The organism is uncultured Erythrobacter sp. (assembly GCF_947499705.1).
Lineage (GTDB): Bacteria > Pseudomonadota > Alphaproteobacteria > Sphingomonadales > Sphingomonadaceae > Erythrobacter.
Genome location: NZ_CANMPJ010000001.1, coordinates 1 through 25,325, shown reverse-complemented (window position 1 = coordinate 25,325; position 25,325 = coordinate 1). Strand labels below are relative to the sequence as shown.

Annotated in this window: 13 protein-coding genes; 3 read left to right on the top strand and 10 right to left on the bottom strand. The window is 60.7% G+C overall.

Going from position 1 to position 25,325, the window contains the following annotated elements; all coding sequences use genetic code 11:
- Positions 1-29: 29 nt before the first annotated feature.
- Positions 30-629: a hypothetical protein gene (locus Q0837_RS00065; RefSeq protein WP_298463595.1), complete on the top strand. Its 600-nt coding sequence runs from the start codon at positions 30-32 to the stop codon at positions 627-629.
- The gene (gene tagH, locus Q0837_RS00060; protein WP_298463593.1) at positions 626-2,389 is read left to right on the top strand and encodes a type VI secretion system-associated FHA domain protein TagH; all 1,764 of its coding nucleotides are present in this window, start codon (positions 626-628) and stop codon (positions 2,387-2,389) included. The genes Q0837_RS00065 and tagH overlap by 4 nt, the downstream gene beginning before the upstream one ends.
- Before the next feature lie 21 nt (positions 2,390-2,410).
- On the opposite strand, the gene Q0837_RS00055 is transcribed toward tagH, so the two are convergent.
- Genes Q0837_RS00055 through tssK form a run of 6 tightly spaced genes read right to left on the bottom strand, consistent with a single transcriptional unit; the run spans position 2,411 to position 12,129 of the window.
- Entirely contained in the window at positions 2,411-4,567 is a 2,157-nt protein-coding gene (locus Q0837_RS00055) for a protein kinase (protein ID WP_298463591.1), read from the bottom strand.
- Complete coding sequence (locus Q0837_RS00050; RefSeq protein ID WP_298463588.1) at positions 4,564-5,295, bottom strand: protein phosphatase 2C domain-containing protein; 732 nt, start codon at positions 5,293-5,295, stop codon at positions 4,564-4,566. Before Q0837_RS00050 ends, Q0837_RS00055 begins: the two co-directional genes overlap by 4 nt.
- Positions 5,292-5,819, bottom strand: coding sequence for a type VI secretion system-associated protein TagF (tagF, locus tag Q0837_RS00045; protein WP_298463585.1), 528 nt, complete (start codon positions 5,817-5,819; stop codon positions 5,292-5,294). The genes Q0837_RS00050 and tagF overlap by 4 nt, the downstream gene beginning before the upstream one ends.
- Positions 5,789-9,286: a type VI secretion system membrane subunit TssM gene (gene tssM, locus Q0837_RS00040; protein ID WP_298463582.1), complete on the bottom strand. Its 3,498-nt coding sequence runs from the start codon at positions 9,284-9,286 to the stop codon at positions 5,789-5,791. Before tssM ends, tagF begins: the two co-directional genes overlap by 31 nt.
- A gap of 24 nt (positions 9,287-9,310) precedes the next feature.
- Positions 9,311-10,792, bottom strand: coding sequence for a type IVB secretion system protein IcmH/DotU (icmH, locus tag Q0837_RS00035; RefSeq protein ID WP_298463579.1), 1,482 nt, complete (start codon positions 10,790-10,792; stop codon positions 9,311-9,313).
- Positions 10,789-12,129 (bottom strand): type VI secretion system baseplate subunit TssK, encoded by a 1,341-nt coding sequence (tssK, locus tag Q0837_RS00030; RefSeq protein ID WP_298463576.1) that lies wholly within the window; start codon positions 12,127-12,129, stop codon positions 10,789-10,791. The genes icmH and tssK overlap by 4 nt, the downstream gene beginning before the upstream one ends.
- Before the next feature lie 98 nt (positions 12,130-12,227).
- On the opposite strand from tssK, the gene Q0837_RS00025 reads away from it, so the two are divergent.
- Positions 12,228-13,586, top strand: a complete 1,359-nt coding sequence (locus tag Q0837_RS00025) for a peptidoglycan DD-metalloendopeptidase family protein (protein ID WP_298463574.1) — start codon at positions 12,228-12,230, stop codon at positions 13,584-13,586.
- 10 nt (positions 13,587-13,596) lie between these two features.
- Here Q0837_RS00025 and Q0837_RS00020 read toward each other — a convergent pair whose 3' ends face one another.
- The 4 genes from Q0837_RS00020 to Q0837_RS00005 all read right to left on the bottom strand — a co-directional run.
- Positions 13,597-14,106, bottom strand: coding sequence for a DUF4123 domain-containing protein (locus tag Q0837_RS00020; protein ID WP_298463571.1), 510 nt, complete (start codon positions 14,104-14,106; stop codon positions 13,597-13,599).
- Between the two features lie 9 nt (positions 14,107-14,115).
- Positions 14,116-14,547 (bottom strand): PAAR domain-containing protein, encoded by a 432-nt coding sequence (locus Q0837_RS00015; RefSeq protein ID WP_298463568.1) that lies wholly within the window; start codon positions 14,545-14,547, stop codon positions 14,116-14,118.
- A gap of 30 nt (positions 14,548-14,577) precedes the next feature.
- Positions 14,578-17,715, bottom strand: a complete 3,138-nt coding sequence (locus Q0837_RS00010) for a CHAT domain-containing protein (protein ID WP_298463565.1) — start codon at positions 17,713-17,715, stop codon at positions 14,578-14,580.
- 13 nt (positions 17,716-17,728) lie between these two features.
- The coding region (locus Q0837_RS00005) for a hypothetical protein (protein WP_298463561.1) at positions 17,729-25,325 on the bottom strand (7,597 nt) is incomplete at its 5' end.

Sequence of the window (25,325 nt, the reverse complement as noted above, 5' to 3'; positions counted from 1 at the left end):
TTTTGGCTGGTCTCCGCCGGAGACCGCCAATGGTATCGCAGGGGGAAGCGACCATGACCCAATGGACCATTGTCTTGTGGAGCGCAGCGCGCCAGATCGCCGAGGAGGCGAATCTGCCCAAGGCGGTGTGGCCGGAAGAGGGTGTGGCGCCGCAAGATTATTTCCAGAGCCTGCGGAAAGGTGACGATCCTTTCATGGCGATCGCTTACGCTGCGGCGGCCTTGCCCAAGCTGGAAGCGATCGACTGGGCGCTTCATGCATTGCCGAAACTGGAAGAAAGCGATCCCGATTTCGCGCGTCGTCAACTGCTACGAGATGCAGCATTCCGCTGGGTCGGCGAACCGGACGATGAAAACCGCCGCGCAATGTACGAACTGGCGGACTCATCCAGCGGCGAATGGCCCGAAACACTGATCGGGCTGGCGATATTCTTTTCAGGTGGTTCGATTGGGCCAGAGGAAAATGCGCCGGTCACAAGCGATTCCAATATCTGCGGAAGTTTGATCGGCGGGGCGCTCCAGTCAGCGATTGCGAGCCATATCAAGGCTCAGCCGGAACTTGCCAACCAGACGCTTGACTTGGCCGACAAAGTCGCCGCACGTGGTCGAGAGGCTCTCACCACGACATGACGCTGACCCTTCGAATCGTAAATCGCACGGCGCTCGATAACGGCAGCCCGACCGAACTGGTGCTGCGTGATCGCGGCGCGATCATCGGACGTTCGATGACATGCGAATGGTCGTTGCCAGACGACACGCGGACTCTGTCGGGGCGGCACTGCGAGGTTCAATACCGGCAGAACGACTACTTTCTGATCGACGACAGCACCAACGGTACATTCCTCGGCGATGCAACAGAGCGCATTTCCGGTTCGCACAAAATTGCGCCGGGCGACCGATTCCGGTTGGGCCCTTACATCGTCGAAGCCAAGCTTTCAGGACCTGCTCTGGACCGGCATGAGGCCTCGCAAGCTGCCGATGAGGCATCCCGCAAAGGCCCAGAGTTCCTTGGATGGGATGAAGTCCCCGGATCGCGGCCGACTGGCCGACGACCAGCTACTCCCGACTTCGCCGACGATGGCGGCTGGGATCTCGGTGGCCCAGCTCCCGAGCGATCCTCCGGCTGGTCCGAAGACGGCAGCAAGTCGACCCACGAACAAAGCGCAGACGATATCTTCGACACGTTCGCCGGATCGAATCAGGTGGACTGGTCGAACGCATCGTGGACCGTCGATCCCGAATTCGATCCGTTTGCTGTTGGACCGGAGACCGAGGGCGGCGGGTTTGCTCCCTTGGCAGCGGCGAAGAAGCAAGCTGATGATGGCTTTGCGCCGATCGAACCCGGCAAGCTCGCTGGTCAGGAGCCGGAGAACCTGCCCGCGCCAAGCAAAGATCCGTTTGGTGGTCCGTTGGGCGGGCCTGAACAGGGAAATCCTGCACCGACGAGTGACCCGTTCGGAGGACCACTGGACGGTTCGTCCGACAGTAATGCTGCACCATCGAGTGATCCGTTTGGCGGCCCTCTGGAAAGTTCACCCCAAGCACCGCCGCCTGGCAAAGACCCCTTCGGCGGACCGCTTGAGGGGTCTCAGGAAACGGGTCGTGGGAGTGATCCTTTCGGGGGTCCGCTCGATGGTACGCCTCCGGTTCAGGCCGAGCCATTGGATCAGGACACTACCGTCCCTCCTCGCAGCAATGATCAGGCCGCCGCTGAACCCACGGCATATTCCGGCGGTCAGCCTCCAGCGTCTCCGCCGCCGCAAGCCGCTCCAACTCAAAGTGCGCCGCCGCCTTCCGCCCCGTCTGCTGGACCAGACGCGTCATATGCAGCTCTCTTGAGCGCTCTGGGCGTTGCCTCAACCCAAGTTGAGATCAGTGAGGAAGAAGCCGCCGCCAAAGCCGGGCGAATGCTGCGCCACTTGCTCGCAGGCTTGATGATCCTGCTCGAAGCGCGTGCACGTGCCAAGGACGAGATGGGAGCCAGCGCGACGCAACTCCGTTTCGATGGCAACAATCCGCTCAAATTTGCGCGCAATGTCGATCAGGCATTGCAGATGATGCTGAACCCCAAGCTGCGCGGCTACATGGAGGCAGAACAGGCGATCGAAGATTCGTATCGCGACCTGCAAGCGCACCAGATCGCCACGCTCAAAGCGATGCAGGGGGCGCTGCGCGAAACCATCAACCGCTTCTCTCCCGCTTCGATAAGCGAACGGACGGAGAGCAGCGGATTGCTGTCAAAAGTGATGCCCGGCCAACGCGAAGCGGCACTTTGGAAAGCCTACGAGAAGCAGTTCAGCGGTGTTGCTGAGGGGTCGGCAGAGGCGTTCTTGGAGGTGTTCTCGAAAGAGTTCCGTCAAGCCTATGAGGATGCGGTCAGCGACAAGTGATGTCGCATGTCTGCGCACTGCTCAGTCGCGCTGTTGATCCTCGACCGAGAACCACACAGCATCGGCCTTCCAGCCATTGGCCTGCGCCCCCTGAGTAAAGCGTGTCGCCCAGGCATCATCGAACTGCGTGCCGCGACCCACTAGGTTGCCGGGTAATGCAGACGAACCCGTAAGTACGATTGCGCCGTAGCTTTGCCTGCCGCTGCCTTCGAATGGCAGTGCGAAGGGGAGTACAAAACCGCGCTCCGTCTTGTTGCCCTGCATTTGATTGGCAAGCCCTTCGAGCGAGCTGCGGCTTGGTTCTAGCGCTTCGATACCATCTTCAGTGTTCCAGCCAAGAAACGCGACTTCTTCACCGGCCGCGAGGTTGTCGATCCGAATGACAACGCGGGCATAGTTGCCCTCTTCCAGTGAAGCGCCGTCTGCCAACGTGATCGCTTGCCGCTTCGCTTCATAAACATCCTGGGGGGTGGCGATCAGGAATTGCTCGCTCCGAACGGCACGCAATGCATCGAGAGCAGCGCAATTCTGCTGGGTGAAGCGCACGACGTCCCCAAGATCAATCGAGAAAGACGCGACGCCTGCACCTTCGAGTGTATTAAGCAGGCTGGTTTGTGCGGCGGCAGGATTGGCCGCACCCCCGACAAAGCGCGCTGTGTTGCCGCTGGAACCAGTATAGGTCAGCCAGGCGCATTCCACACTGTTTGTGGCCTGCTGCGCCAACTGTTCGAATTGCGGACTGCCGAGCGCGATCGCCGCTGGCTGGCCAGTGTTGGCCGCCGGATCATCTGCGTCGCCTTGCTCAGCGCGATTGCTTGGTGGAGGCACATCGCTGCCACCAAGGTTCGCAACGACAATCACTCCGACAACCAAAAGCAGTAACGCCGCAACGCCGCCGCCAATCATCACCATGCGGTTTTGGGTGACACTCTCAGGCAGGACGGATTTGAAGCCTTCAAGTGCGCCAGAATACCCGCCTTCCGCTTTCCCTTCATCATCTACCGCGAGCGATGTTGTGTCGCCTGTGCCCGCAATTGGCGCAAAGCCCGTCGCTCCTCCTGGTGACGTCGGATCGCCCAGACGCAGATTGAACTCGGCCATCGATTGCGGTCGATCTTTCGGATCCGGCTGCAACGCCATTTCGAATGCGGCATGGAAGCGTGGTGGCAGATCGGAGAGATCCGGGACCGACTGCCGCTTGCGCACCGCATCGGACAACGAACCGCCCATATCCGATGGCTTCCCTGCAGCTAGCGCGCGCAGGGTCAGGGCAAGACTGTAAATGTCTGACCAAGGTCCGACATTTCGATCGAATTCGCCCAATTGTTCGGGCGCGACATATTTGAGTTTGCCTGCGAACCCATCGCCCACAATCGTCGCTCCGGTATCGGTCGCATCCTTGGCGATCCCGAAATCGATGATCTTGGGCCGGGCGGGATCGCCTTCGGCAAGTAGTATGTTGTCAGGCGCAATGTCACGGTGGATCGCGCCGAGGCTATGCGCGGTGCCCAGTCCTGCAGCGAGTTTTTGGGCGAGATCGGCAAATTCTTCATCGGAAAGCGTGATCTGACCGAGACGCTCCTCAAGACTTGGACCGTCGATGAACTCGGTGACGAGATAAGGTCGCCCCTGATCGTCGCGCGCCGCCATGCGATACGGCACGATCGCCTCGTGATGCAGCCGTGTCAGCATCTCTGCTTCTTTGGCAAACATGGCTGCGACCAACTCGTCTTGCGCCATGTGTGGAAGCATGACCTTGATCGCCACGCGTTCCTGCGGCTGGTGGACGTTGCGGGCTTCGTACACCTCGCCCATGCCGCCACGCGCGATGAACTGCTCGATCCGGTATATCCCGTTCAGGACATCACCTTGGGAGAATTGCTGATCGGCGCGCTTCTTCGCTGTAGGCGTTGGAGCAGGCGGTGGCGCAGTGGGTGCGGGACTCGGTGGCGGTGCGGACGGTCGGATTTCAGTTGGTTCATGCGCCGGAGGTGACGCCCGCCTTGGGGCAGGCTGATACTCGGTCGGCTCGTGACCGGCGTCGGGCTCCGGCGAAGGCTCCGGCGCAGGCGTGGGCGCACCCGCGTCATCGGGCGGTGTCTTGTCGCCGCCACCGCCACTGCCACCGCCTTTGGGCTGGTAGACAGTGCGATCTTCGTCGCCGGGATCGTTGCTCATGGGTCGATTTGTCCGATCTCAACCACAATCGCGGTCACATTGTCTGGTGCCCCATTCGCATGCGCGCGTGCGATCAATTCGTCCACCGCTTGCTGAGGATCGGGAAGCGTCATGATCTGTCGGATTTCATCTTCAGGCACGGGTCCGCTCAACCCATCGCTGCACAGCAGGAATCGATCATTGGGTTCCGCCTCATCATGGACGATATCAACCTGAACCTCCGGCTCGACGCCAAGCGCGCGCGTCAGCACATGCGACATCGGGTGATCTTTGGCATCGGCAGCGGACAGGATACCCTCGTCGAGCAAGTCCTGCACATGGGTGTGATCGACCGTGAGCTGAAACAATCCTCCGCTGCGGAAGATATAGGCCCGGCTGTCTCCGACCCAGACGGCCGCAAAGCGCCGATCACGCAGGAGCAATCCGACCGCCGTTGTCCCCATTTTGGAGATGTCCTGCTTTTCTGCAGCCTGCTTGAGCACACCGTTCACGTTGTGAATGCGATTGGCAACCGCCGTGACAGCCGTTTCGAAATCTGGCGGCACCTCGAACGGGTCGAAGGCCGACGCGGCGGTTTGCGATGCGAGCGCGCCGTTTTCGTGGCCGCCCATGCCATCGAACACGAGCCACAGACCGGCGGTCTCATTCACCAGCATCGAATCTTCATTGTGAGCACGAACCAGGCCCGGGTCAGTCTTGCCGTAGCTCGTATAGGCGTAGTCGATCACGCGAAATGCTCCCGTATCGAATCCCAGCTCGACGGTGCACTTGGCCGGGGCAGCAGTTGCTCCGCACCTTCAGGCAGGAACCATTCGGACGAACTCGCCGAATCAGTCTCGCCATCCACCTCTTCAAGATCACCTAGCCGTTCGCGAAGTGCGTCAGCCTTAAGCCCCTCTTCCAGCGCAGCGATAAGCGTGTCGTAGATCGCTTGAGTCCGCAGGGTGGTCGGGCAGACCGCCAGCACGGGAAACAATCGTCCCACAGAGTCGACGCTCGGCATCAGCACCGCGTTTTTGACGGTGCCTTCCCAAAGCCACGGTGCCGCGCTTTCGTAGGACGCTTCGAAATCTTTGCCCAGTTCTTGCCGGGCCAGCTCAATCCACTCGCTCATCCAGCGGTCGAGCGGTTCGCGCAGCGCATAGTCCACGCCGCGCGCCAAAAAATCTCCGTGACCCGGAAGCTTCCCGATAATCGCAGGCGGGTCGATCGCGCCCTGAATTACAGCGTCTGCGGACACTGCACCGACCATAGGCCGCCTCCGCTAAACGGGTTTTGATCTTCGGGGAACGAGATCACAAACTTGGCGCGGCCTGGTCCGGGATTGAAGGTAGCCTCAATCTCGCTTTCAGACAGGTTGCTAATCCGGGCCCGGTCAAGAACGCGAAACAGCGACCATGGCCCCTGTTTGGTGTCGCGAAAGATCACCTCCTCAATCGGATCGAGTCCCTCGATCCCCTGATTTTCGTAGATCTTTATCTCGGACGATTGCACCATCCCGCCGCCAAGCTGCCAAACGATCTGGTTGGTTGCATTGCCATCCATATCGAATGCCAGTGGTATGCCGCCGGTGATCAGTTCAACCTTCGTGACCTTGCTACCGAGCTCGCTCAGTTCAATGCCGAGCGGAACGCCCTCGTTAAGCGCGCCAGTAAGGGCGGCGGCCTTCTGAAAACTGCCCGGAGTTGCCGGATTGAAATCGGCTGTGACTGGATCGCTGCTGTTCCAGCGCCAATAGTCACCGCTGCGGTCAAGGTAAGGCTCTAGCCTTGTGTTGACGAATTGAGTGACCTGCCCCCCACCACCAAAAGCGGTTCGGAGATCGCCCGGACTGGCATCGGCGCTCGAACCGGCATCGAAGGGATACTTACCGTCGACCGCCGCTTCGCAGGAAGCGAGGACCTGATCGCCATAGACTTGAGACGTTTCACCTTGCAGCACGCTGATCTGCGCATCGCTGCCACCGCCCGCGACATCCTGAGCAAATTCCTGAACCAGGTCGGGAACTTCGAGTGCCGCAGTCTCCAGCGGAGCGATTGCCTGCGCCAGTTGCTGACCTGCGCTGCCAGCCGCTTGCCCCGGCCCGCGTGAAGCACGAACCTGCGTGAAGGTTTGGCGCACAACATCGATAAATGCGTCGATTTCGCCCGGCCCTTCACCATCGCCGACCCACTCATTGACGCTGCGGAAGTGCTGCGCAATCTGTGCATCAGCGGTGAGACCACGCGGCCCATCGGATCCGGCCCCGCCCAGCCGAGTGGCGGCGCGCGCAAAGCGGTTGCGGTTAAGCTCATCCTGGATCATCCGCCCGCCTTCTTCCTCGATCGAGTTGTCGAAGGTCGTGTTCTTGCGCACTTCTTCAAGCACGAGTTTGAGCGGGGATACACCCTTGGTGAAGGCGCTGAATGCGCGCGGGTCGTTGAAGTAATCGGCAGCCTTGAGCGAGTCGATCACGCCTTGCCATTGCTCGATATACTCGTTGGCATAGGCCCCCGCGATCCCGCCATCGAGGTTGTTGAGTTCGCGCTGGATACTGGCGGTCTCGGCATCTTCGCCGAGCACCCACAATTCGTCGCGCAGATCGCTGCCGATAAGTTCTTTTTGCAAGCGATAGGTGTTGAACCCGGCCACCGTGAAGAAGAACGGCACTTGTTTGCCCATCACTTCGTCAGGGTTGGCAAAGGCTGCCGCGTCGCCGGGCTGGAGGATGTCACCCATCATCCAATCCTTGGTCGGATCGGCGGCCTTGGCGCGCATGATCACATAGGCCCGCTGGGCGAGGCTCATGGTGCCGACGCTAGCGCGTGACGCCGCAACCAGATCCGCATCGAGCGGAGCTTTCTGACCAGCCCAACTCTGCGAAATGTTCGGGTCCTCGATCAGCGCCTTGAGATGGTTGTTGAGGCGGCCGCGGATGCCTTCCATCTCGGCACCGGGATAGACTTCATAGGCCCAGTCGCGGCCGATGTATTCGGTCACCGCTTCTGCATCGATCTTACCTTCTGGCGCAGCTCCGCCCAGCATCAGATAGACCTTGAGCGGTTCGTACAAAGCAACTGGATTGTTCACTTCCTGCCGCATCTTGTCTTCGAGCCGCAGGATCACGCGCGGCAGCAGCATTCGGCGCAAGGCGGCCTGATAAGTCTCTTCATTGCGGCGGCTGAGGCCCCATTGGAACAGCCCCCAACGCATCCACCACGAAGGTCCACCCTCCTGCCGGGCGGCATAGCCTTCGGGCATGTTGCGGAGCCGGTCGAGCAGAGGGAGTAGCTGTTCCAGCGACGTGTCATTGCTTCCCACGCGGACCAGATCTGCGCGGAGCGTGTCGCGTTCCTGCTCGATCTCAGCCGCTGCCAGCTCGGACTGATCCTGAAAGTCGCGATTGCCAAAGAAGCTGACGGTCCAGAGTGCTACGGACAGTAATCCGAGCGCCGCGATACCGCCGACCATTGCGGTCAGCCTGATCTTCCGCTTACGCACCACCACCGGGTCGGCAGTCGGCAGACCGGCCTCGCCAAATGCGACATCGGTCAGCAGGCGGTTCAGGAAATAGGCTTTTCCCCCCTCGCGCGCCGCTGGGTCGTCGCGGCTGTATGCCTGCGAAACACCCTGCAAGATGCGGTCAATCGCACTACCATCCTGCGTGCCCGAGGTAAGATAGAAACCGCGCAACTGCCCGCTCGGGCGATCTTCGTTGATAAAGGCGCCTTCGATCAGACGGTGCAGCGCCGGGCGCAATGCGCCCAATTGCCCTGGGAACCCAAGGATCAGACCGCGACGCCGGATATCTTTCTCGTCCTCGAGCCGCTTGGGCGTGCGTGCGGATAGATCATTGGCGAATTGATCGAATGCGGTCGTCACGTCCTCTGACGAGAAACGTTTGTGTTTCCAGTCGAATGTGTGGCCGACGACGGCGCGGCGGCCCTCGACATCGAGATCACCAAAGAACTCGGTCAGACCAGCGAGCAAGTCGCTCTTGGTGATGAGCAGGTAGACCGGCAGTTCAGTCTGCAGTGTTTCGCGTATTTCACGCAAGCGCCGCCTGATGATCGCGGCGTGTTCATCAATCACGCGCACGTCGCCGCGCTGCAGATCGTCGGCCGGGATTGCCACAAACACACCGTTGATTGGTTCGAACTGCCGGTGCTTCTTGAGCATCTCCAGCAGCCGTGTCCAACCGGCATTGTCGACTTCGCGGTCGGAATCCTGCGTCGTATAGCGGCCTGCCGTGTCAACCAGAACGGCTTCTTCGGCGAACATGAAGTCGAGATTGCGCGTGCCGCCGGTGCCCTTCATCGCCTGATCTGAGAACGGGAAACGTAGCCCGGAATTGACCAGCGCCGTCGTCTTGCCGGCGCCGGGAGGGCCGATGATCACATACCAAGGCAATGAGTAGAGATAATTCCGCTTCTTGCCGGTCGCTTTGCGCAGCTCGGCCAGCGCGTCGGCCATGCGTTGCTGAACCGCCTCGGCTTCTTCATCGCCGGGATCGGGACCAGCCAGTTCCTTGGCCAGCGCAGCCTCGGCCCGCTTCGCGCGCCACCGGCGAATGAAGAACCATAGCAACCACAGCGCGACGAATCCGCCCGCGAAGGTAAGCCGCACCCACAGCGGCTGCATCCATTCGACGAACAGCGGCAGACCGACCGAGCAAAGCAGGATCAACATCAAGATCGTGAAGATCGATATCGTCCACCAGCTAGTGAAGAACTTTTTCATCGTCGCTCTCTCGCCAGCCTCCGCCTATTCACCAAGCTCGACAACAAATTCAACGCGCCGGTTCTGCGCCTTGCCTTCGGCTGTGTCGTTGGATGCAAGCGGAACGGTGTCTCCCAAACCGACCACGGTAACTCGCGACGCATCGGTTAGCTCGCCTCGGATGATCTGCGCCACCGTCTGAGCCCGCGCTCGCGACAATGCGATGTTGTCTGGAAATGCGATGGTCGAGATTTTGTCGGAATCGGCGTGGCCTTCGACCGTGACAGGGCCGCTCTCAAACTCGATGGCTTGCCCAATCTTCGTGAAGATCGGGGTGCGGCCTGACGTCAGCTGATCCGAGGCCGGTTCGAACAGGGTACCGATGGTCGTGCGCACTCGGTTGCCATCGACAGTCACCAGGCCCTGATCAATCTCACTGGAGAGAAATTGCCGAAGCCGAGTTTCGGTGCCTGTTGCCGGGAGCTCAAGGGGAGCAGCGTTGCGACTGAGTGCCACCGGCTCCTCCTGCAACAGAGCCGCCACCCGGTCATAGGGCGAAGATCCGCTCGCCATTAGCGCGAGGAAGAACATCAGGAAGATCAGGAAACAGATGCCAGCGGTCGCCGCAGCGACCAAGCCGACTATGCTCCAAAAATTGTTCGGCTTGCGAGGTGCATCGGCGCCTTGCCACTGAGTGACCATGTCGCGCTCGGATAGGCTGCGAACATGTTCGAGCGCTCCGATGAGGTTTGCGCTGACCTGTTGCCGTTTGCTGAAGCCGTCCGGCATCGCGCGTGTGCGTCCTTCGAAGCCGGTGGCGATGCAAGCGTGGAACAGTTCGATAAGATCGCGGTTCTTCGCTGGGTCGCGCAGCATCTCCTGCACAAAATCCCAGAACCGGTCCCCACCAATACTCTCGCGGAAGAACGTCACGACCATATTGCGCTGCGCCCACTGCGCACCACCGCCGCCCACGCCGGGCAGGTTCTGGGCAATATCGTCGACGGTTGCGCAAACTGCATACTTGGCCCGCTGACGTACGCCTTCGCTGTAGATCGGTTGGATTGCGGATTCGAACTTACCGATGGCTTCGCGTGCACGGCGATGGAATTCACCCATCGAGATTTCCCATCGACCCGACTGAAGCGCCGCCGCCATCGCCAGAACCGGCGCAGCATACGCCATCAATGGGTTACGATCATCCGGTGGCTGCGGAGCGGGCGGAACGGTGTCGTGAAACTGGGCATCGCTGGTGTCGAGTTTCGGTCCGCCAGATGGAGCTGGCTGGGCCGGGACACCGAATGGATCGTTGTCCAGCGGCTTGAATGATCCACCCGATGCTGGAGGAGGGGGAGGAGGGGTTCCCGGGGGTGCGGGAGAATCCCAATCGTCGGTACTGCTAAAGCCTCCCGACGACTGCTGCCCGCTTTGTCCGCCCGGCGAGTTTGCTCCGGAACCGGCGCCGCCGCCTTTGCCCTTCAGTGGCGAAGGGCGAAACACCGTCTTGTTCCGGTCGTCCCCGCTCATTGTTTCTGCTTAACCGCCCATAGTTCGAGTTTCAGCTCAGGCCAGTCATCCGCCACGAACAGGCCCATGGCCGGTGCATCGTAGATTTCGGCCCAGTCGGCCGCGCCGCGATCAAGCTCAAAATACACATATCCCGGCAGCACATGAAGCTGCGTCGGCGGCGTAGTGACATGACGCAGCGCAACGCCCGGCTGCAGCTGGTTCGCAACCAATTCGCGCATCTTGGTGTTCGGACCAATTTTGCAGACCGATGGGAAGCGCTTGCGGATATCCTCCAGTGACTTCGTCTTGTCCGCCACCGCCAGATAGATGTAGCTCTGCTTGAGCAGCGAGCGGTTCTTGACGACGTGCATATAAGAACCGGGGCCCCGAGCATCGAGATCAAGTGGTTCGACCGAACGATCGAACTCGCCCGACAGCAATGTCTGGAGCAGATCGATCACAGGATCGAAGCATCCCTGCAAATTCTCATGATCGTATTCGGGCAGTTCCGGAGGGCGGCGCTCTTTGCGTGTCAGAGTCGATATCTCGCCCGCCATAGCAACCAGGTTCTCGAACATCCTTTCGGGGTGAACCGATGGCAGCGTCACTAGGTGGCGCAGAATGGCAGCCCAACGGTTGAGCGATTGAAGCAGCAGAAACGCCCGATAGGTGTCTTGTCCGCCTTCGGTCGATTCTGCCGCACGCAAGGCGAGTTCCCCAACCATCTGGTCGGACCGGCCAATCAGGTCGGAAAGCGCACTCTTTAGCCTCGACGCGCGAACATCGACAGCAGGCGCAATGAAACGATCATCGAAGATCAGTTTCTTACCTGATACTTCGCGGACCCGCGCCACGCCGAGCAGCAAGCGCCCTTCGGTCTCATCCGGTGTCATACCAAACCGCAGATTCGGCGTGCCGGTTTCAATCCCCTCAATCGCTCGATCGGTCGAGAAATTGTCGCTGACCTGCGTCTCGGTGACCGAGAAGCGTGCGTCCAGCGAACCTGCTTCGGATTCGGCGAACTCGATTGCGCCCGATTGGCGCGGCGGCAGCGTTACGAAAATATCAGCGTCGCGGGTCTGCGCGCTTACTGCGAGCGGTTCCGGAGGGGGTTGATCGCCCGGTATCGAGAACGGCGTTCCGTCGGGCATGATGCCCTTGGCAGACTTGATCGCAAACTGCCCCAGCTCGGCCAATCCTGCATCGACTTCAATCTCGGAAAAGCCCCACGAATACGGCTGCGTCCAATCATGCCGAGCGCCGACGAACGATTCCATGAACCGGTCTTGGGCCTGAAAGTGTTGTGGCCGAAGGAACATGCCTTCGCGCCAAGCAACACGGTTGCGATCGCTCATGCCTTGCTCCCCCTTTCCCGAGCAACTAAGCATACAGGACGGGTCAGATAAAGCACGCTGTTTGGCCTCACGGGGATTTTTCTTTCGCTAATTGAAACTTGGGCGCGGAGGATTTGGAGCGGGAAACGACCTCTTTCGATCCGAAGACGTGGGTGGACCCGAAACCGGTTGCCGCTCCGGCTGAAGATACGCCGATTGAACCGGCGAAGTCGGGCGGACTTAAGCCCGCCTACATTGCTGCGCCAGTCGCGCTGCTCGCAATAGCTGGCGGCGCCTACTGCCTTTGGCCGAATCCCACTGAAGGACCCGCCGAAACACAGACTGCCGAGGCCACTCCGGACGCGGCGTCTGAACCCACACCCACTCCGAGCACATCGGTGCGGATCATTCAGGTGCGCGGGGTCGACGATCTCGGTTTTTCGCTCGAAGAGATGGGCGTTCCGACCGGCGATGCGTTCACTATGGCCGAAGAGGCAATCGCTGCACTCGGCACGCAGGAGCAAATGCGCGTTGCTGTGGAACTCACTGAAGATGGCGACGCGAAGGCCGTCCGCACGATCAGCGCCGAATTGCCTAATGGAACCTCGGTGAAACTCACGCGCCAATCCGATGGTACGTTCAAACGCGAGAACATCCTCGACGCCGCGACTACCCGCGTTCGCTCCGTTACCGGAACGATCAACCAGAACACGTTTTACGCCTCGGCGGTGGAAGCGGGTCTGCCCGACAGTTTGACGACACCTTTCGCCAAAGCCTTTTCGTTCGACTTCGATTTCCAGCGCGAAGTCGCGCTTGGCGACACATTCTCGGCTACTTGGGAGGAAACGGTCACGGAGAGCGGGCGCAACGCCGCGCCGCCCAAGCTGCTCTATGTCAGGCTCGACACGGCCAAAGGCAGCAAAACCTATTTTGCCTTTACCCCGCCCGATGAATCGGAGCAGCGCTGGTTCGATGAAAGCGGGCAAGGCAACGAGCGCGGGTTGATGCGGACCCCCGTCGACGGCGCGCGGATAACTTCCAAATATGGCTACCGCACGCACCCGATCTCCCGGGCGCAAAGAAAGCATAACGGCGTCGACTTCGCCGCTCCGACAGGAACGCCAATTTATGCTTCGGGCGATTCGACTGTCCTGTTTGCGGCCCCACGCGGCGCGGCGGGCAACTTCATCCGACTGGACCACGGCGAAGGGATGCAGACCTGGTACATGCACCTCAATGCGTTTGCTGATGGTCTTCAGCCGGGCAAGGCTGTGAAGCAAGGCGAGATCATCGGCTATGTCGGCACGACCGGAGGATCGACGGGTCCCCATCTCCACTACGAGATCCGGATTAACGGTGAACCGCTTGACCCGCTGACCTTCGAAACGTCGGAAGTCGAAGCCTTGGCAGGCGAAGCACTGACGATGTTCACCACGCAGCGCGATTCCACCAAGGCCGCAATCAACGAGGGCGACTGAACGAAGCACCTCAGCTTTGTGCCCCCGGTGCTGCTTCGTGTGGCGCGTCGGCTTTCGGTTTGGCGAATGAAGATTGCACCCCACCATCCCAATGATAGCGACGCCTGCCGTCCGGCCCGAGATCGGCGATCACTGCTTCGACCTTTTCGAAAAACGGAGCGACTTCTTCTTCGGTGCCATCCTCGGCAAAAGTCACAAAGACACGCGGGTCCCAAAACCGGAATAGGACGACCTCGCCGAGCGGCAGGCGAGCAGTCGTGAATTTGCGCATATGTCGGCGCAAAGCTGGCAGATCGAGGTTCGACTGACACACGATGCCCCAGAACCTACCGGATTCGTGCTTGCGCCAGAGATCCGGCAATTTCTCGCCTTCGGTTAGCTCGACCAGATAAGGCAGAGCTGCGAGTGTGTCTTCGTCGTAGTCGTCTTCATAAAGGCAGGCGTATTTCGCACATTCCGAAATGACCGGATAGAGCCGGGGGTCGGCTGCACCATCGACGATCGCATACCACCCCGCCATGCGCGCGGCCTATGCTTGGCAGCGGCGGCAGAAGGGCTTCGCAGCCTTGTGCGCAGCGATCATCGCCTGAGCCTGCAAGTTTGGCGCGTCGAACGGCACTTTGCTGGACATACCAGCACCTGCGCCAGCGCCGCCGCCACCGCCATTGGCACCATCGCCGATAAGAACCGTAGGCGCGCCAACGACGATCACTCCGCCATGCGCCGTCATGTCACCCATTCGCGCGGCGGGAAGACCGCCGACGTGAACCGTCATTGATCCCTTCACAATAACGTCCGGAGGACCGACGCACACACACTGATCCGTCACCCGTGCCTGAGGCATGAAGCATGTCAGGACATTGGGCTGACCCTTGATAATCGGCCCGCCCACATGCGGAACCGGCCCGGGATTGACCATCGGGCAGGTATGCATGTCGGTAATTCGGGCTGCGGGGGGCATGTGTGCTCGGTTCCTTTTCTTATCCCGATCTTATAGCGCGGCTCTGCGCGAACCAGCCTGATCGAGCATGCGGTTGTCCGTATCGCCAACCACGAAGAAGCTTCCCCAGAAATAGGGATGCGAGGTGGCTGGATCCTGAATCATCGATCGCTGCGCCTGATTGAGCGCGTTGGCAATGTCATTAGTCCGGCCGCTGCGATAAAACTCGCGCATGAATATCTCGCTCTCACCGGTGTTGGGCGTCTGCCAGTAGGTTGCCATCACCGCTCGCGCCTGCGCGGCAAAAAATGATCGCACCAAGCCTTCGAGAGTAGAGCCAGGCTGGGAATCACCATTGAGACGAGCAGTGCGCTCGCCAATCGCAGATGCAGTTTGACAGGCCGACAAGACCACCAAATTGGCGTCCAGCTTGAGACCGGCGATCTCTTCGAAGTCGAGCAGCAGGTCGGATTCGCCATCAGTCCCGAGCGAGGTGAGAAGTGCCGAAGGGGATTCGAGGCACCCGAACATGCCTTCAGTCAATCCGTGTGTGGCGAAATGCAGTACCTTGTAGTCGCCCAGATCGCCGCCTTCTTGTCCGCGGCTGAGCACTGCGGTGTCCGAGAAAGCCGCATCACTGACGAGTGTTGGACCATCCCTTAGGCCGAGTGCTTCTGCCGCGTAGCCGATCTCGTCCGATGGGATTGGTGAGAAACGGCGGCTCAACCCAGCAAGCTGCGCAGGCGTGATCAGGCAATTGCCGATCTTTATCTGCTCGCCAGAACCGGGAACGGTGGTGATGGGCTGCGGTGACGCAAATCCGATCAAATCACGCTGTGCGTTCGATTCCGGCAGGTTGCGAGAAACGATGAAGCTACGCGGCGACATCGCAACGGACGTCGGCATCAGCGTCGCGAGGAATTCAATTTCGGTATAGTCGAACCGATCCTCCTGCTCCGTGAAACGCAGCGCGGCGCCGCGATCGCTCACGAGTACCGAAGCAGGCAAACCGGCAAGAACGGTACCACCGTCGACGACCAATTCCTCTTTGGTACGAAGAACTTCATCCACTTCGCGGAAGAGGTTTTGGTACAGCAACGCTGAATCTGTAACGCCAAATTCGGTCAAGTCACCGCGTGCGATCTGGCCATCGATAGACGCGCGCAAATCGTTTGTGATCGCGAGCACTTCTTCGACTGTCGCGCCAGGACGGATCGAATGCGCTTTGTCTTTCTCGACCAGCATGCCGAAGACGCGGTCTCCCATAGCTGCGAAACGGACATAGGCTTCACCCCGACGCAACACGGACTGCAGATCGCTCAAGGCCGCGGGTTTGCTCGAAACCTGGCTCAGCCGCGACTCGCTTTGCAACTCGGCATCAAGCTCAAAGTAAGCCGACTGGAACTGCGCGCGCGAACTCTCCAATTCGGATATCGATTGCCCCAGTTCCCGCGCATCTTCGATATCGAGTTCAAGCTGGCTGATCTGACGCAGAAGGTCAGTCTGCTGACGGCGCTTGACGCCGATGCCCGAATCCTCGGCGACAATGTCTTGCAATGCGCTCAGCTGACGAGCCGCACCCGTCTCGCCGACAATCTGAAGAACTTCGAAATAGCGCCCTGCTGCATCGCTATCGCCTGCTTCCATTTGCAGGGCCAGTTGATCGAGATAGGGCTGCAGGAGTGACGTCGAATAGCTTGCGCTTTCCTCGCGGGCATCCACCAGAACCTGAACCGCGTCGCCGTACGCCTCATCGACCGCAGATTGCGAGGCCCCTGAACGCGCCACGACGGACGCTCGCTCTAGCAGCAGTTCGGCGATTGCCGGATCACGGCCTGTTCCCGACCGGGCAAGAGCGCCCCGGGTCAGCTCTGTGATAGCATCGTCGAACGCCTCGATGGCGGCGCCATAATCACCCTTGTCGGCCTCGATCCGTCCGGATTGACGCAGCAGGCGAGCGTTTAGCCAGAAGAGGCCATCTTCCCGAATATTCGCACTCCGCAGCGCAGCGGAAAGTTCATCGAGTCCGCCCTGCGCCACCGTGATCGCCGCGTCGGCGCCGACCGGATTGTCCAAAGCCAGTTCCGCAACACTACGCGCCCAATTGCCCTGAACGCGCAGGAATGCCTCTCGCAGAGCTTCTTCGTCGGGCAGCGCAATCGACGATCGCACATCCGCACCTTCGCCTGGCGCAGAATTGAGCCGCACGAGAGTGACCGGATCACTCAGGTCACGCGCCGAGCCAAGGCCGTCGGATGCGAGGAAGGAGAGAATGCTACGCGCGGAGGCAAAGTCTCTCTGGTTGAGCGCGTCGAGTCCGCGATAAATCTGCAGTTTCGGCCGCAAAATGCGCTGCTCCGCGCTGCTCAGGCGAGCGATCTCGCGGCTGGCGGCGTCAAGGTTGCGCCTTGCAGAGCCAAAGAACTGGATATTCGAATCCGCAAGACCCGCTTCCATCAGAAGTTCAGCACGGATCTGTCCCGGCGCATCGTCGGGCAGACTTGAAAGAGAATTGCGCAGGAACCGCGAGGCATCGGCATGCAAGCCCCGGAAGTTCAGAGCCGTCCCGCGGCCAAGAACAGAAGCAAGCGCCTCGCCTGCCCCAGCTTCAGCCTGCGCGAGCGTCGCGCCCGCTGGAAGAGCAGGAATGCTTGCGAGCTCAACCGGGGTGCGATCCGAACGGGCGGATGCAGGCTGATCAAGTCCCGCCAGAATGCGCGCCGCCTGAAATCCTGCTCCCACGGCATTGGGCGCCGACGAGATTTGATAGGCAGTGCCGCCATTGCTCGCGTCGATCACGACGGTCGAAAAACCGAGCGCGGGATCAAGGCATCGGCGGGCACTGGCGTTGTTGAAGCCGTCAAGCTCCACCGAAACCGGATCGCCGCACGTCAACGCCGCAGAAAACGCACTGCGTTCAGACGCTGAATCGAATGTCCGCACCCGCGACAGCACTCCGGATGTCGCGCCTCGGCAATTGACCGAGAAGGCATCGCTGTATTTGATGGTCGCATCACCGTAGCTCTGGTCGGTCCAGTTTTGCGAGGCGGTGCAAGGCTCCCCATTGGCATTGGTACCAAGCGCAAATGCAGGCCCAGATCCCGTCGGCTGGCTAGTCGCGCAGCCCGTCAGGACAACGCCGATTGCCGCGCCGCCCAGCAACATCTTCGTCCACCGCAATGCGGGCATCGTCTTCATCTCCTTAGGGTCCGACACAGGCGCCATTTTCATCTCGTTCGCAATCTTCATCAGGGACAGTCGCTGCATCGGAAAACAGACCTTCGTTGTTGGTGCCGACCAGCGGATCGAACGGGACAAGCAATCCGGCATCCGCCGTCAGCAGCTCAACCACCTCGCGCGGGATCGAAATGACTGTGGTCCCAACGATCGTGGTCACACAATCCGCGCCGCTACCGATCACGCAACCATTGACCCGCGTATCCGGCAAGCGAACGTCGTTGCCGAGCAGGATCACATTGCTGCCCGCCAGAGCCGCAGCGGTCCCGACCAGCTCGTTAATCTGGCCGAAGAAGGCGAAGGTGTTGGTATCGTCAACCGTGTTCAGCGCCAGCGTTCCGTTCGAACCTGGTTGTCCAAGTTCAATCCCGGTGAACAGAGTGCCGCCTTCCTGAGGCGGTGCAGTGTTCTGGAACAGTGCCGAGTTTCCATAGGTCACCGTGATGTTGCCTGCTCTCAGGAATACCGGATCGGCGATGCGAGCGCCTCCGATCCCACCCGCCAGAAGCGGGTTGTAAAGCAGCGAGTTGGCATCACCCACGATGTTGAGCGCCAGATCGCCGCTGTCGCGGCCGGCGACTGCATCAATCAACTCCTGATTGCCAAACGCGATGTCTTCTGCGCGCAAATCGAAGGTTGCATCGCCAAAGTCGATCGAGGCCGCTTCGATATCCATCGTGATCCGCTCGGCCAGCATCGTGCCCATCGCGGCATCACCGCCAAAGCGGAAAATCCGGCCATTGCCGTTGCCGGAGATGTCTCCGACTATCCGGATGAGGCTGCCTGTGCCCGAAGTCGCAAGCACCACTTCGTTTGCACCTGCTTGATCGGTAAATGAGACGCCGCTCACTTCGATCGCCTGATCAACTGCATCGATCACCAAGGTACCAGTGTCGATAAGGGCGAGCTCGGCATCGGAAAGCTGGTAGTCTCCCATGCCATCACCGAGACCCACTGAGACACCCGGTGCGGAGCGAAGCGTCAGGCTAGCGCCATCGACATCGACGGCTGCTTGCAAGTCGACATCGGCGCTTTCGAGAACAGCTGATCCGCTTGCGTCGATCGCGCCGACCGTCAGCAATCCGCCGGACTGAACCGCCAGCTCGCTCGTCGTTACGCTGGCGATGGTCGCATCCCCTGCGCTCGTGATCGCCGTATCCCCATTGCCAGCCGATACTGCGCCAGTCGTGGCAGCGCCTGCGCTGACTAGCGTTACATTCGCGCCTGAAACATCGCCCGGTATCGTGAGATCAGATGGCGCTGTGTTGGTACCGATGGAAAGATCGCCCGCACCGCTATTGTCGCTGTCGGCAACAGCGCTCGCGAGGTTGATCGGCCCGGCAGCATCGAGAGTGATTGCGTCCGTCGCCGCGACTGCGCCCGCCGTAATGTCAGCGGCATTCGCCGTGATGGAACCAGCGGTCGCGGTGACATCTTGCGCCGAGATAGCGCCGGTGGTCTCGACGCCAACGCTGGCGGCACTGACATTGCCGGTAAAGGTTATGCTGCTCGGGACCGCAGTGCTGCCAACCGTGAGCGCACCGCCCGCAGCAACTTGGCCAGCCGCAACCGAGCCGGTCGTGTCGATCGCGACGTCCGTATCGGCAGTCACGTCGCCGAGGCTGAGTGCACCGCCGCCGGTGCTGTCGACATCGATCGCTCCGCCAGCCATGCCAGCGGTGAAGGCCGAAATCGCGTTGATCGTGGCGTCGCCACTCGTATTCAGCACAGCATCACCGCCCGTCGCGGTGACTGTGTCAGCGTTGACAGTATCGGCGGTCAGAGTCGCAGTGCCTGCGGTCGCTTCAACCGTACTTGCAGTGAGCGCTCCTGCGCTGACAAGACTGGCGTTCGCACCCGAACTTGCCCCTGCAATCGTCAGATCGCTCGGGGCGGTGTTTGTGCCGACTGAAAGATCTCCAGTGCCGATCATATCGCTGTCGGCGATTGCACTTGCCAGCGAGATCGCGCCCGCCCCATCGGCTGAGACATTGCCCGTCGCTGAAACGTCCAGCGCAGTGATTGTCGAACCGTCGAGATCAACATCTCCAGCGGTTGCCGTAAGGTCCTGCGCAGCAATGCCGCCGGTCGAGAGAATTTCCACCGAGCCTGCAGTGACATTGCCGGAAAGACTGACAGAGCTTGGTGAGGCTGTGCCGCCGATCTGAAGATGATCGGTTGCAGTCACCGCGCCAGCAGTCATCGAGCCTGTGGTATCCAGCGTGATCCCAGCGTCAGCGGTCAGATCGCCGAGATCAAGCGCACCGCCGCCAGTGCTGTCTACGTCGATATTGCCTCCAGACATCCCGGCAGAAGTCGCGGTGATCGAGTTGGTGGTGACACTACCAGTCGCCTCGAGGATGGCATCACCGCCTGTGGCCGTGACATCGGTAAGCGCGATCGAGTCGCCGCGAATGACATTGTCGCCATTGGTCGAAAGGCCGTTGATCACATTGACGTTGTCGGCCTCGAGAGTGACGTTCACACCGGTCACCGAGGTCGTGATGGAGAGCTGTCCAGGCCGCGTGGTCTGACCGATCTCCACATCGCCCATACCGCTCATATCGCTGTCAGCGGTTACGGTATCTAGTGTGATCGAAGTGGTCGCATCGGCGATCACATCGTTGGTGGCTGTCACTGCGCCGACGGAGATCGTGCCGCCCGAAAGAACCGCATCGCCTCCGGTTGCAGTCACGGTCGCGGCGTTGAGAACGTCTGCGTGCAGCGATGCATTCACCCCGCTGGCTGCGCCTGCAACCGTCAGTTGAGCTGGAATCGTGTTGGTCCCGATGGTGAGATCGCCTGCTCCGCTCATGTCGCTGTCCGCAGTCGCGGTGGCCACCGCGATCGTGCCCGCGCCATCGAGCGCGGCATTGCCCGTCGCAGAGACATTGGAAGCGGTGATCGAACCCACATCCACATCGATGTCACCGGCATTCGCGGTCAGATCCAAAGCTGTGAGCGTACCCGCAGCGGCGCCATCGATATCCATGCTGCCAGCGGTGACATTGCCGGTGAAGGTCGTTGCCGTGGGCATGGCAGTCTGGCCAACCGTCAGCGCGCCGACAGCAGTCGCAGTGTTTGCGGTCAATGTCCCGCTCGTGTCGAGAGCAATGCCCGCGCTGGAAGTCAGATCGCCGAGATCGAGTGTGCCCCCGCCCGTGCTGTCGACATCGATGCCACCGCCAGTCGAAGTGATAGTGCTTGTTGTGACATTGCCGCTGGCATTGAGAGTTGCATTGCCCGCAGTGGCTGTGACTGCAGCAGCATTGATCTGGCCAGCCTGCAGCGTCACATTGGCCCCGGTTGCAGCCGTGTTGACCGTCAGCTGACCTGGCGCGGTCATCAGGCCAACCTGCAGATCACCCGCGCCGCTCATATCGCTGTCAGCAGTCAATGTGTCGGCGGTGATCGACGTGGTAGCATCGGCCATAACGTTGTTGGTCGCCTGCGCGGCACCCACAGTCACGGTGCCACCAGAAAGGACCAGATCGCCTCCCGTTGCGGTGGCGGTGATAACGTTCAGAGTGTCGGCATGGAGCGAGGTGTTCACACCGCTGGCTGTGCCGGTGATATTGAGCTGCGCCGGGATCGTGTTGGTCCCGATGCTGAGATCGCCTGCACCGCTCGTGTCGCTGTCTGCAGTCGCGTTAGCGAGGCTGATCGTGCCTGCGCCATCCAGCGCTGCGTTGCCGGTCGCGCTTACGTTGCTCGCGGTGATTGAGCCGACGTCAATGTCGATGTCACCAGCATTGGCAGTGAGATCCAGGGCGTTCAGCGTACCAGTCGCCGTGCCATCGATATCCATGCTGCCGGCAGTGACATTGCCGGTGAAGGTCGTTGCCGTGGGCATGGCGGTTTGGCCGACTGTCAGCGCCCCGGTGGAAGTTACGGTGTTCGCCGTAAGAGTGCTGCTCGTATCCAGCGCAATGCCAGCACCTGCGGCCAAGTCGCCAAGGTTCAACATGCCGCCGCCAGTGCTGTCGACGTCGATGTTGCCGCCCATCGCCATTACGCCGATACTCGCAGTGATCGAACTCGCGGTGATGGTGCCTGTACCCGTCAGCTCCACATCGCCGTCTGTGGCGGCCAGCGTGTTCGCGGCGATCGATCCGGCATCGATATCGATTCCGCCCGAGCTCGCTGTCAGATCAGTTGCTGTAACCGCCGCCGGCGTATTGATGACGATATTCGATTTCGGAAGCGCTTCGGCAGCGAACAACAAGTTGGAAACACCTGGTGCGCCCGCAAACATAACCGAGAAAACATCAGGTCCGCTGCCATCGGCCACAACTGGGCCCTGAAGATCGATCGCTCCTGCCGCTGTGATCGTCGCATCGTCGCCTACGGTCACGCCGGCCAACGTCACGGTGCTTCCGACGGATTCAACCAGCAGATCTTCGCCTGCCGCGATCTGTCCGGCGGCAATCGATCCGCCCGCATGCAGGCCTATCGTGCCTCCTGTGGGAGCCCCAGCCAGCGCAGTCGAAACGGTACCAGTGGTGATATTGCGTTCGGCCGAGACAAAGATGTCGCCGCTGTTGGAGTTAATCGTGCCCGCGCTGACATCGCTCGTCGCACCGGCGGCGCGCAGAGTAATGCTGCCTCCGAGCGCGTTCCCGACCACGTCCCCGGTACTCACGCTTGCACCGGTAGAGGCGACGTTGATCGTCCCGCCTCCATCGATGTCGCCGGTTGTAATGGCGCCAGTCGCATCCAGCGCGACGCCTGCCGTTGCCGAAACATTCGTAGCGAGGATCGAACCGGCATCGACGTCGATTGCACCCGCTGTCGCATCGAGATCAAGCGCTGTCAGCGGACCGGTAGCGTCGATATCCATGCTTCCTGCAGAGACATTACCGGTGAAACTGACCGAAGAAGGCAGCGCCGTGCCGCCAATTGTGAGTGCGCCCGTGGCAGCGATAGTGTTCGCAGCCAACGTCCCGCTCGAGTCGAGATCGATTGTCGTATCGGCAGTGAGATCGCCCAGATCGAGCGTACCGCCACCGGTGCTGTCTACGTCAATAGCGCCGCCTGCGCCGGATGTGACCGCTGTGATCGAGGCCGTCGTGATGCCCCCACTGGTTGTAAGCGAGACATCACCGCCGGTTGCACTGACTGCGTTTGTAGCAATCGAGGCAGTGTCGACATCAATATCGCCAGCGGTCGCTGTCAGATCGAGAGCCTGCAACGCGCCCGTTGAGTCGATGTCCATGCTACCGGCGGTCACGTTGCCGGTGAAGTTGACCGAGCTTGGCTGAGCGGTCGCGCCAACCGTCAAAGCCCCAACAGACGTCACCGTGTTCGCAGCCAGCGTACCGGTGGTGTCGAGCGCGATGGTCGTATCCGCACTCAGATCGCCGATATCGAGTATCCCGCCGCCGGTGCTGTCGACGTCGATCGCTCCGCCTGCTCCCGAGGTGACCGCAGTAATCGAAACCGTCGTGACGTTGCCTGTTGCCGTCAGCAAAGCGTCGCCGCCCGTCGCGCTAACAGCGCCAGCGACGATCGAGTCCGCATCCACGTCAATCCCGCCCGCACTTGCGGTCAGGTCGGTTGCGTTCAGTGCCGCAGAAGTGTCGATATCGATGTTCGATCCGAGCAGCGACTCGGCACCGAACACCATGTTCGAGACACCTGGCGCTCCGGCAAAGGAGACCGCGAACAGATCAGGCCCGCTTCCGCTGGCTACGACTGGCCCGGTAACATTAATCGCGCCTGCAGCACTGATAACAACATCATCGCCCGCCGTCGCTCCGGCCATCGTGACGGTGCTGCCGACGGACTCGATCCGGATATCCTCACCCGCATCCACCTGTCCGGCGGTGATTGAACCACCGGCATGCATACCAACCGTCCCTGCGGTCGGAGTTCCCGCCAGCGCCGTCGCAACCGCAGCGGCCATGATATCGCGTTCCGCAGTGATGAAAATGTCGCCGCCATTCGAATTGACCGATCCGGTCGTGACATCGCTGGTCGCGCCGCTGGCCCGCAGCGTCACTGACGCTCCCAGATTGTTCACGACCACGTTCCCGGTCGTTAGACTTCCGCCCGTTGCTGCAAGGCTGAGCGACTGATTGCTCGTCACATTGCCGGTCTGGATCGCACCATTGCCCACAAAATTCACGGCATCAGCTGTCACATCGCCAGTCGTTATGGTCGTGCCAGCCTGAATATCGATCAGCCCGGTGGGGGCAGACAAGTCTTGGGTATTCACTGGACCGGTCGTGTCGAGATCCATGCTCGCGGCGGTGAAGTTTCCGGTGAAAGTAATCGAAGACGGATCGGCTGTGCCGCCGACGACCAACGCTCCTCCCACATTCCCGCCTGCTGTTATCAGCGCGCCAGTGGTATCAAGGTTGGCTGCGCCGTCGCCGGACACCGCACCCAGATCAAGCGTGCCGCCGCCCGTGCTGTCCACATCGATCGCACCGCCCGATCCAAGGTTCTCGTTCGAGTTGATCGAGGTCGTGGTGATGTTGTTGGTCGCCGACAGGATCACATCGCCTTCGGTCGCAGTCACACCGCCTGCGCTGATCGAGTCCCCCGCCAGAATGTTGAGATCGCCATCGGTCGACTCAATATCGAGCGCCGTCACCACTCCGGTCGTATCAATGTCAATCGCATCTGCACTGACATTGCCAGTGAAGGTTACCGCGCCTGGATCGGTCGTCCCACCAATGGTCAGATCACCCAGCGAGTTGATCGTCGTCGTTGTGACCAGACCGCTCGTATCCAGATCGATATTACCGTCAGAACTTAGAGCTCCAAGATCAAGCGTCCCGCCGCCCGTGCTCTCAACATCGATAAACCCGTTCACAACACCAGGCTCGTTCGAGGCGATCGACGTCGTCGTGATGTTGCCGGTCGCGGTCAGGATCACTCCGCCGCCATTTTGCGCACCCAGCGCGCCGGTCGTAATCGACGCCGCATCGATGTTCAGATCACCATCGGTCGTGGTGATGTCCTGCGACACGAACGGGTTGGCCGAAGTAAACGTGAAGCTGCCAGCGGTGATGTTGTCGTTCAAGTTCAGCGTGGTCGGCTGATTGGCCGCGCCGATCACCAGCGCCCCGCCGATATTGACCAGACCCAGCGTCAGCGTTCCGGTGGTGTCCAAGTTGGCCGCGCCGTCGCCGGACACCGCACCCAGATCAAGCGTGCCGCCGCCGGTGCTGTCGATGTCGATTGCACCGCCCGATCCAAGGTTCTCATTCGAGCTGATCGAAGTGGTCGTGATGTTGTTCGTCGCCGACAGGATCACGTCGCCTTCGGTCGCAGTCACACCGCCTGCGTTGATCGAGTCCCCCGCCAGAATGTTGAGATCGCCATCGGTCGACTCAATATCGAGCGCCGTCACCACTCCGGTCGTATCGATGTCGATCGCATCTGCACTGACATTGCCAGTGAAGGTTACCGCGCCTGGATCGGTCGTCCCGCCAATGGTCAGGTCACCCAGCGAGTTAATCGTGCTGGTCGTAACCAGACCGCTCGTGTCCAGATCGATATTGCCGTCGCTCGACAGCGCACCAAGATCAAGCGTCCCGCCGCCCGTGCTCTCA

Excerpts from the sequence above, each read along its gene's own strand:
- Q0837_RS00065 (WP_298463595.1), top strand. The coding sequence starts at position 30 with ATGGTATCGCAGGGGGAAGCGACCATGACCCAATGGACCATTGTCTTG.
- tagH (WP_298463593.1), top strand. The coding sequence starts at position 626 with ATGACGCTGACCCTTCGAATCGTAAATCGCACGGCGCTCGATAACGGC.
- Q0837_RS00055 (WP_298463591.1), bottom strand. The coding sequence starts at position 4,567 with ATGAGCAACGATCCCGGCGACGAAGATCGCACTGTCTACCAGCCCAAA.
- tagF (WP_298463585.1), bottom strand. The coding sequence starts at position 5,819 with ATGGTCGGTGCAGTGTCCGCAGACGCTGTAATTCAGGGCGCGATCGAC.
- tssM (WP_298463582.1), bottom strand. The coding sequence starts at position 9,286 with ATGAAAAAGTTCTTCACTAGCTGGTGGACGATATCGATCTTCACGATC.
- icmH (WP_298463579.1), bottom strand. The coding sequence starts at position 10,792 with ATGAGCGGGGACGACCGGAACAAGACGGTGTTTCGCCCTTCGCCACTG.
- tssK (WP_298463576.1), bottom strand. The coding sequence starts at position 12,129 with ATGAGCGATCGCAACCGTGTTGCTTGGCGCGAAGGCATGTTCCTTCGG.
- Q0837_RS00020 (WP_298463571.1), bottom strand. The coding sequence starts at position 14,106 with ATGGCGGGGTGGTATGCGATCGTCGATGGTGCAGCCGACCCCCGGCTC.
- Q0837_RS00015 (WP_298463568.1), bottom strand. The coding sequence starts at position 14,547 with ATGCCCCCCGCAGCCCGAATTACCGACATGCATACCTGCCCGATGGTC.
- Q0837_RS00010 (WP_298463565.1), bottom strand. The coding sequence starts at position 17,715 with ATGCCCGCATTGCGGTGGACGAAGATGTTGCTGGGCGGCGCGGCAATC.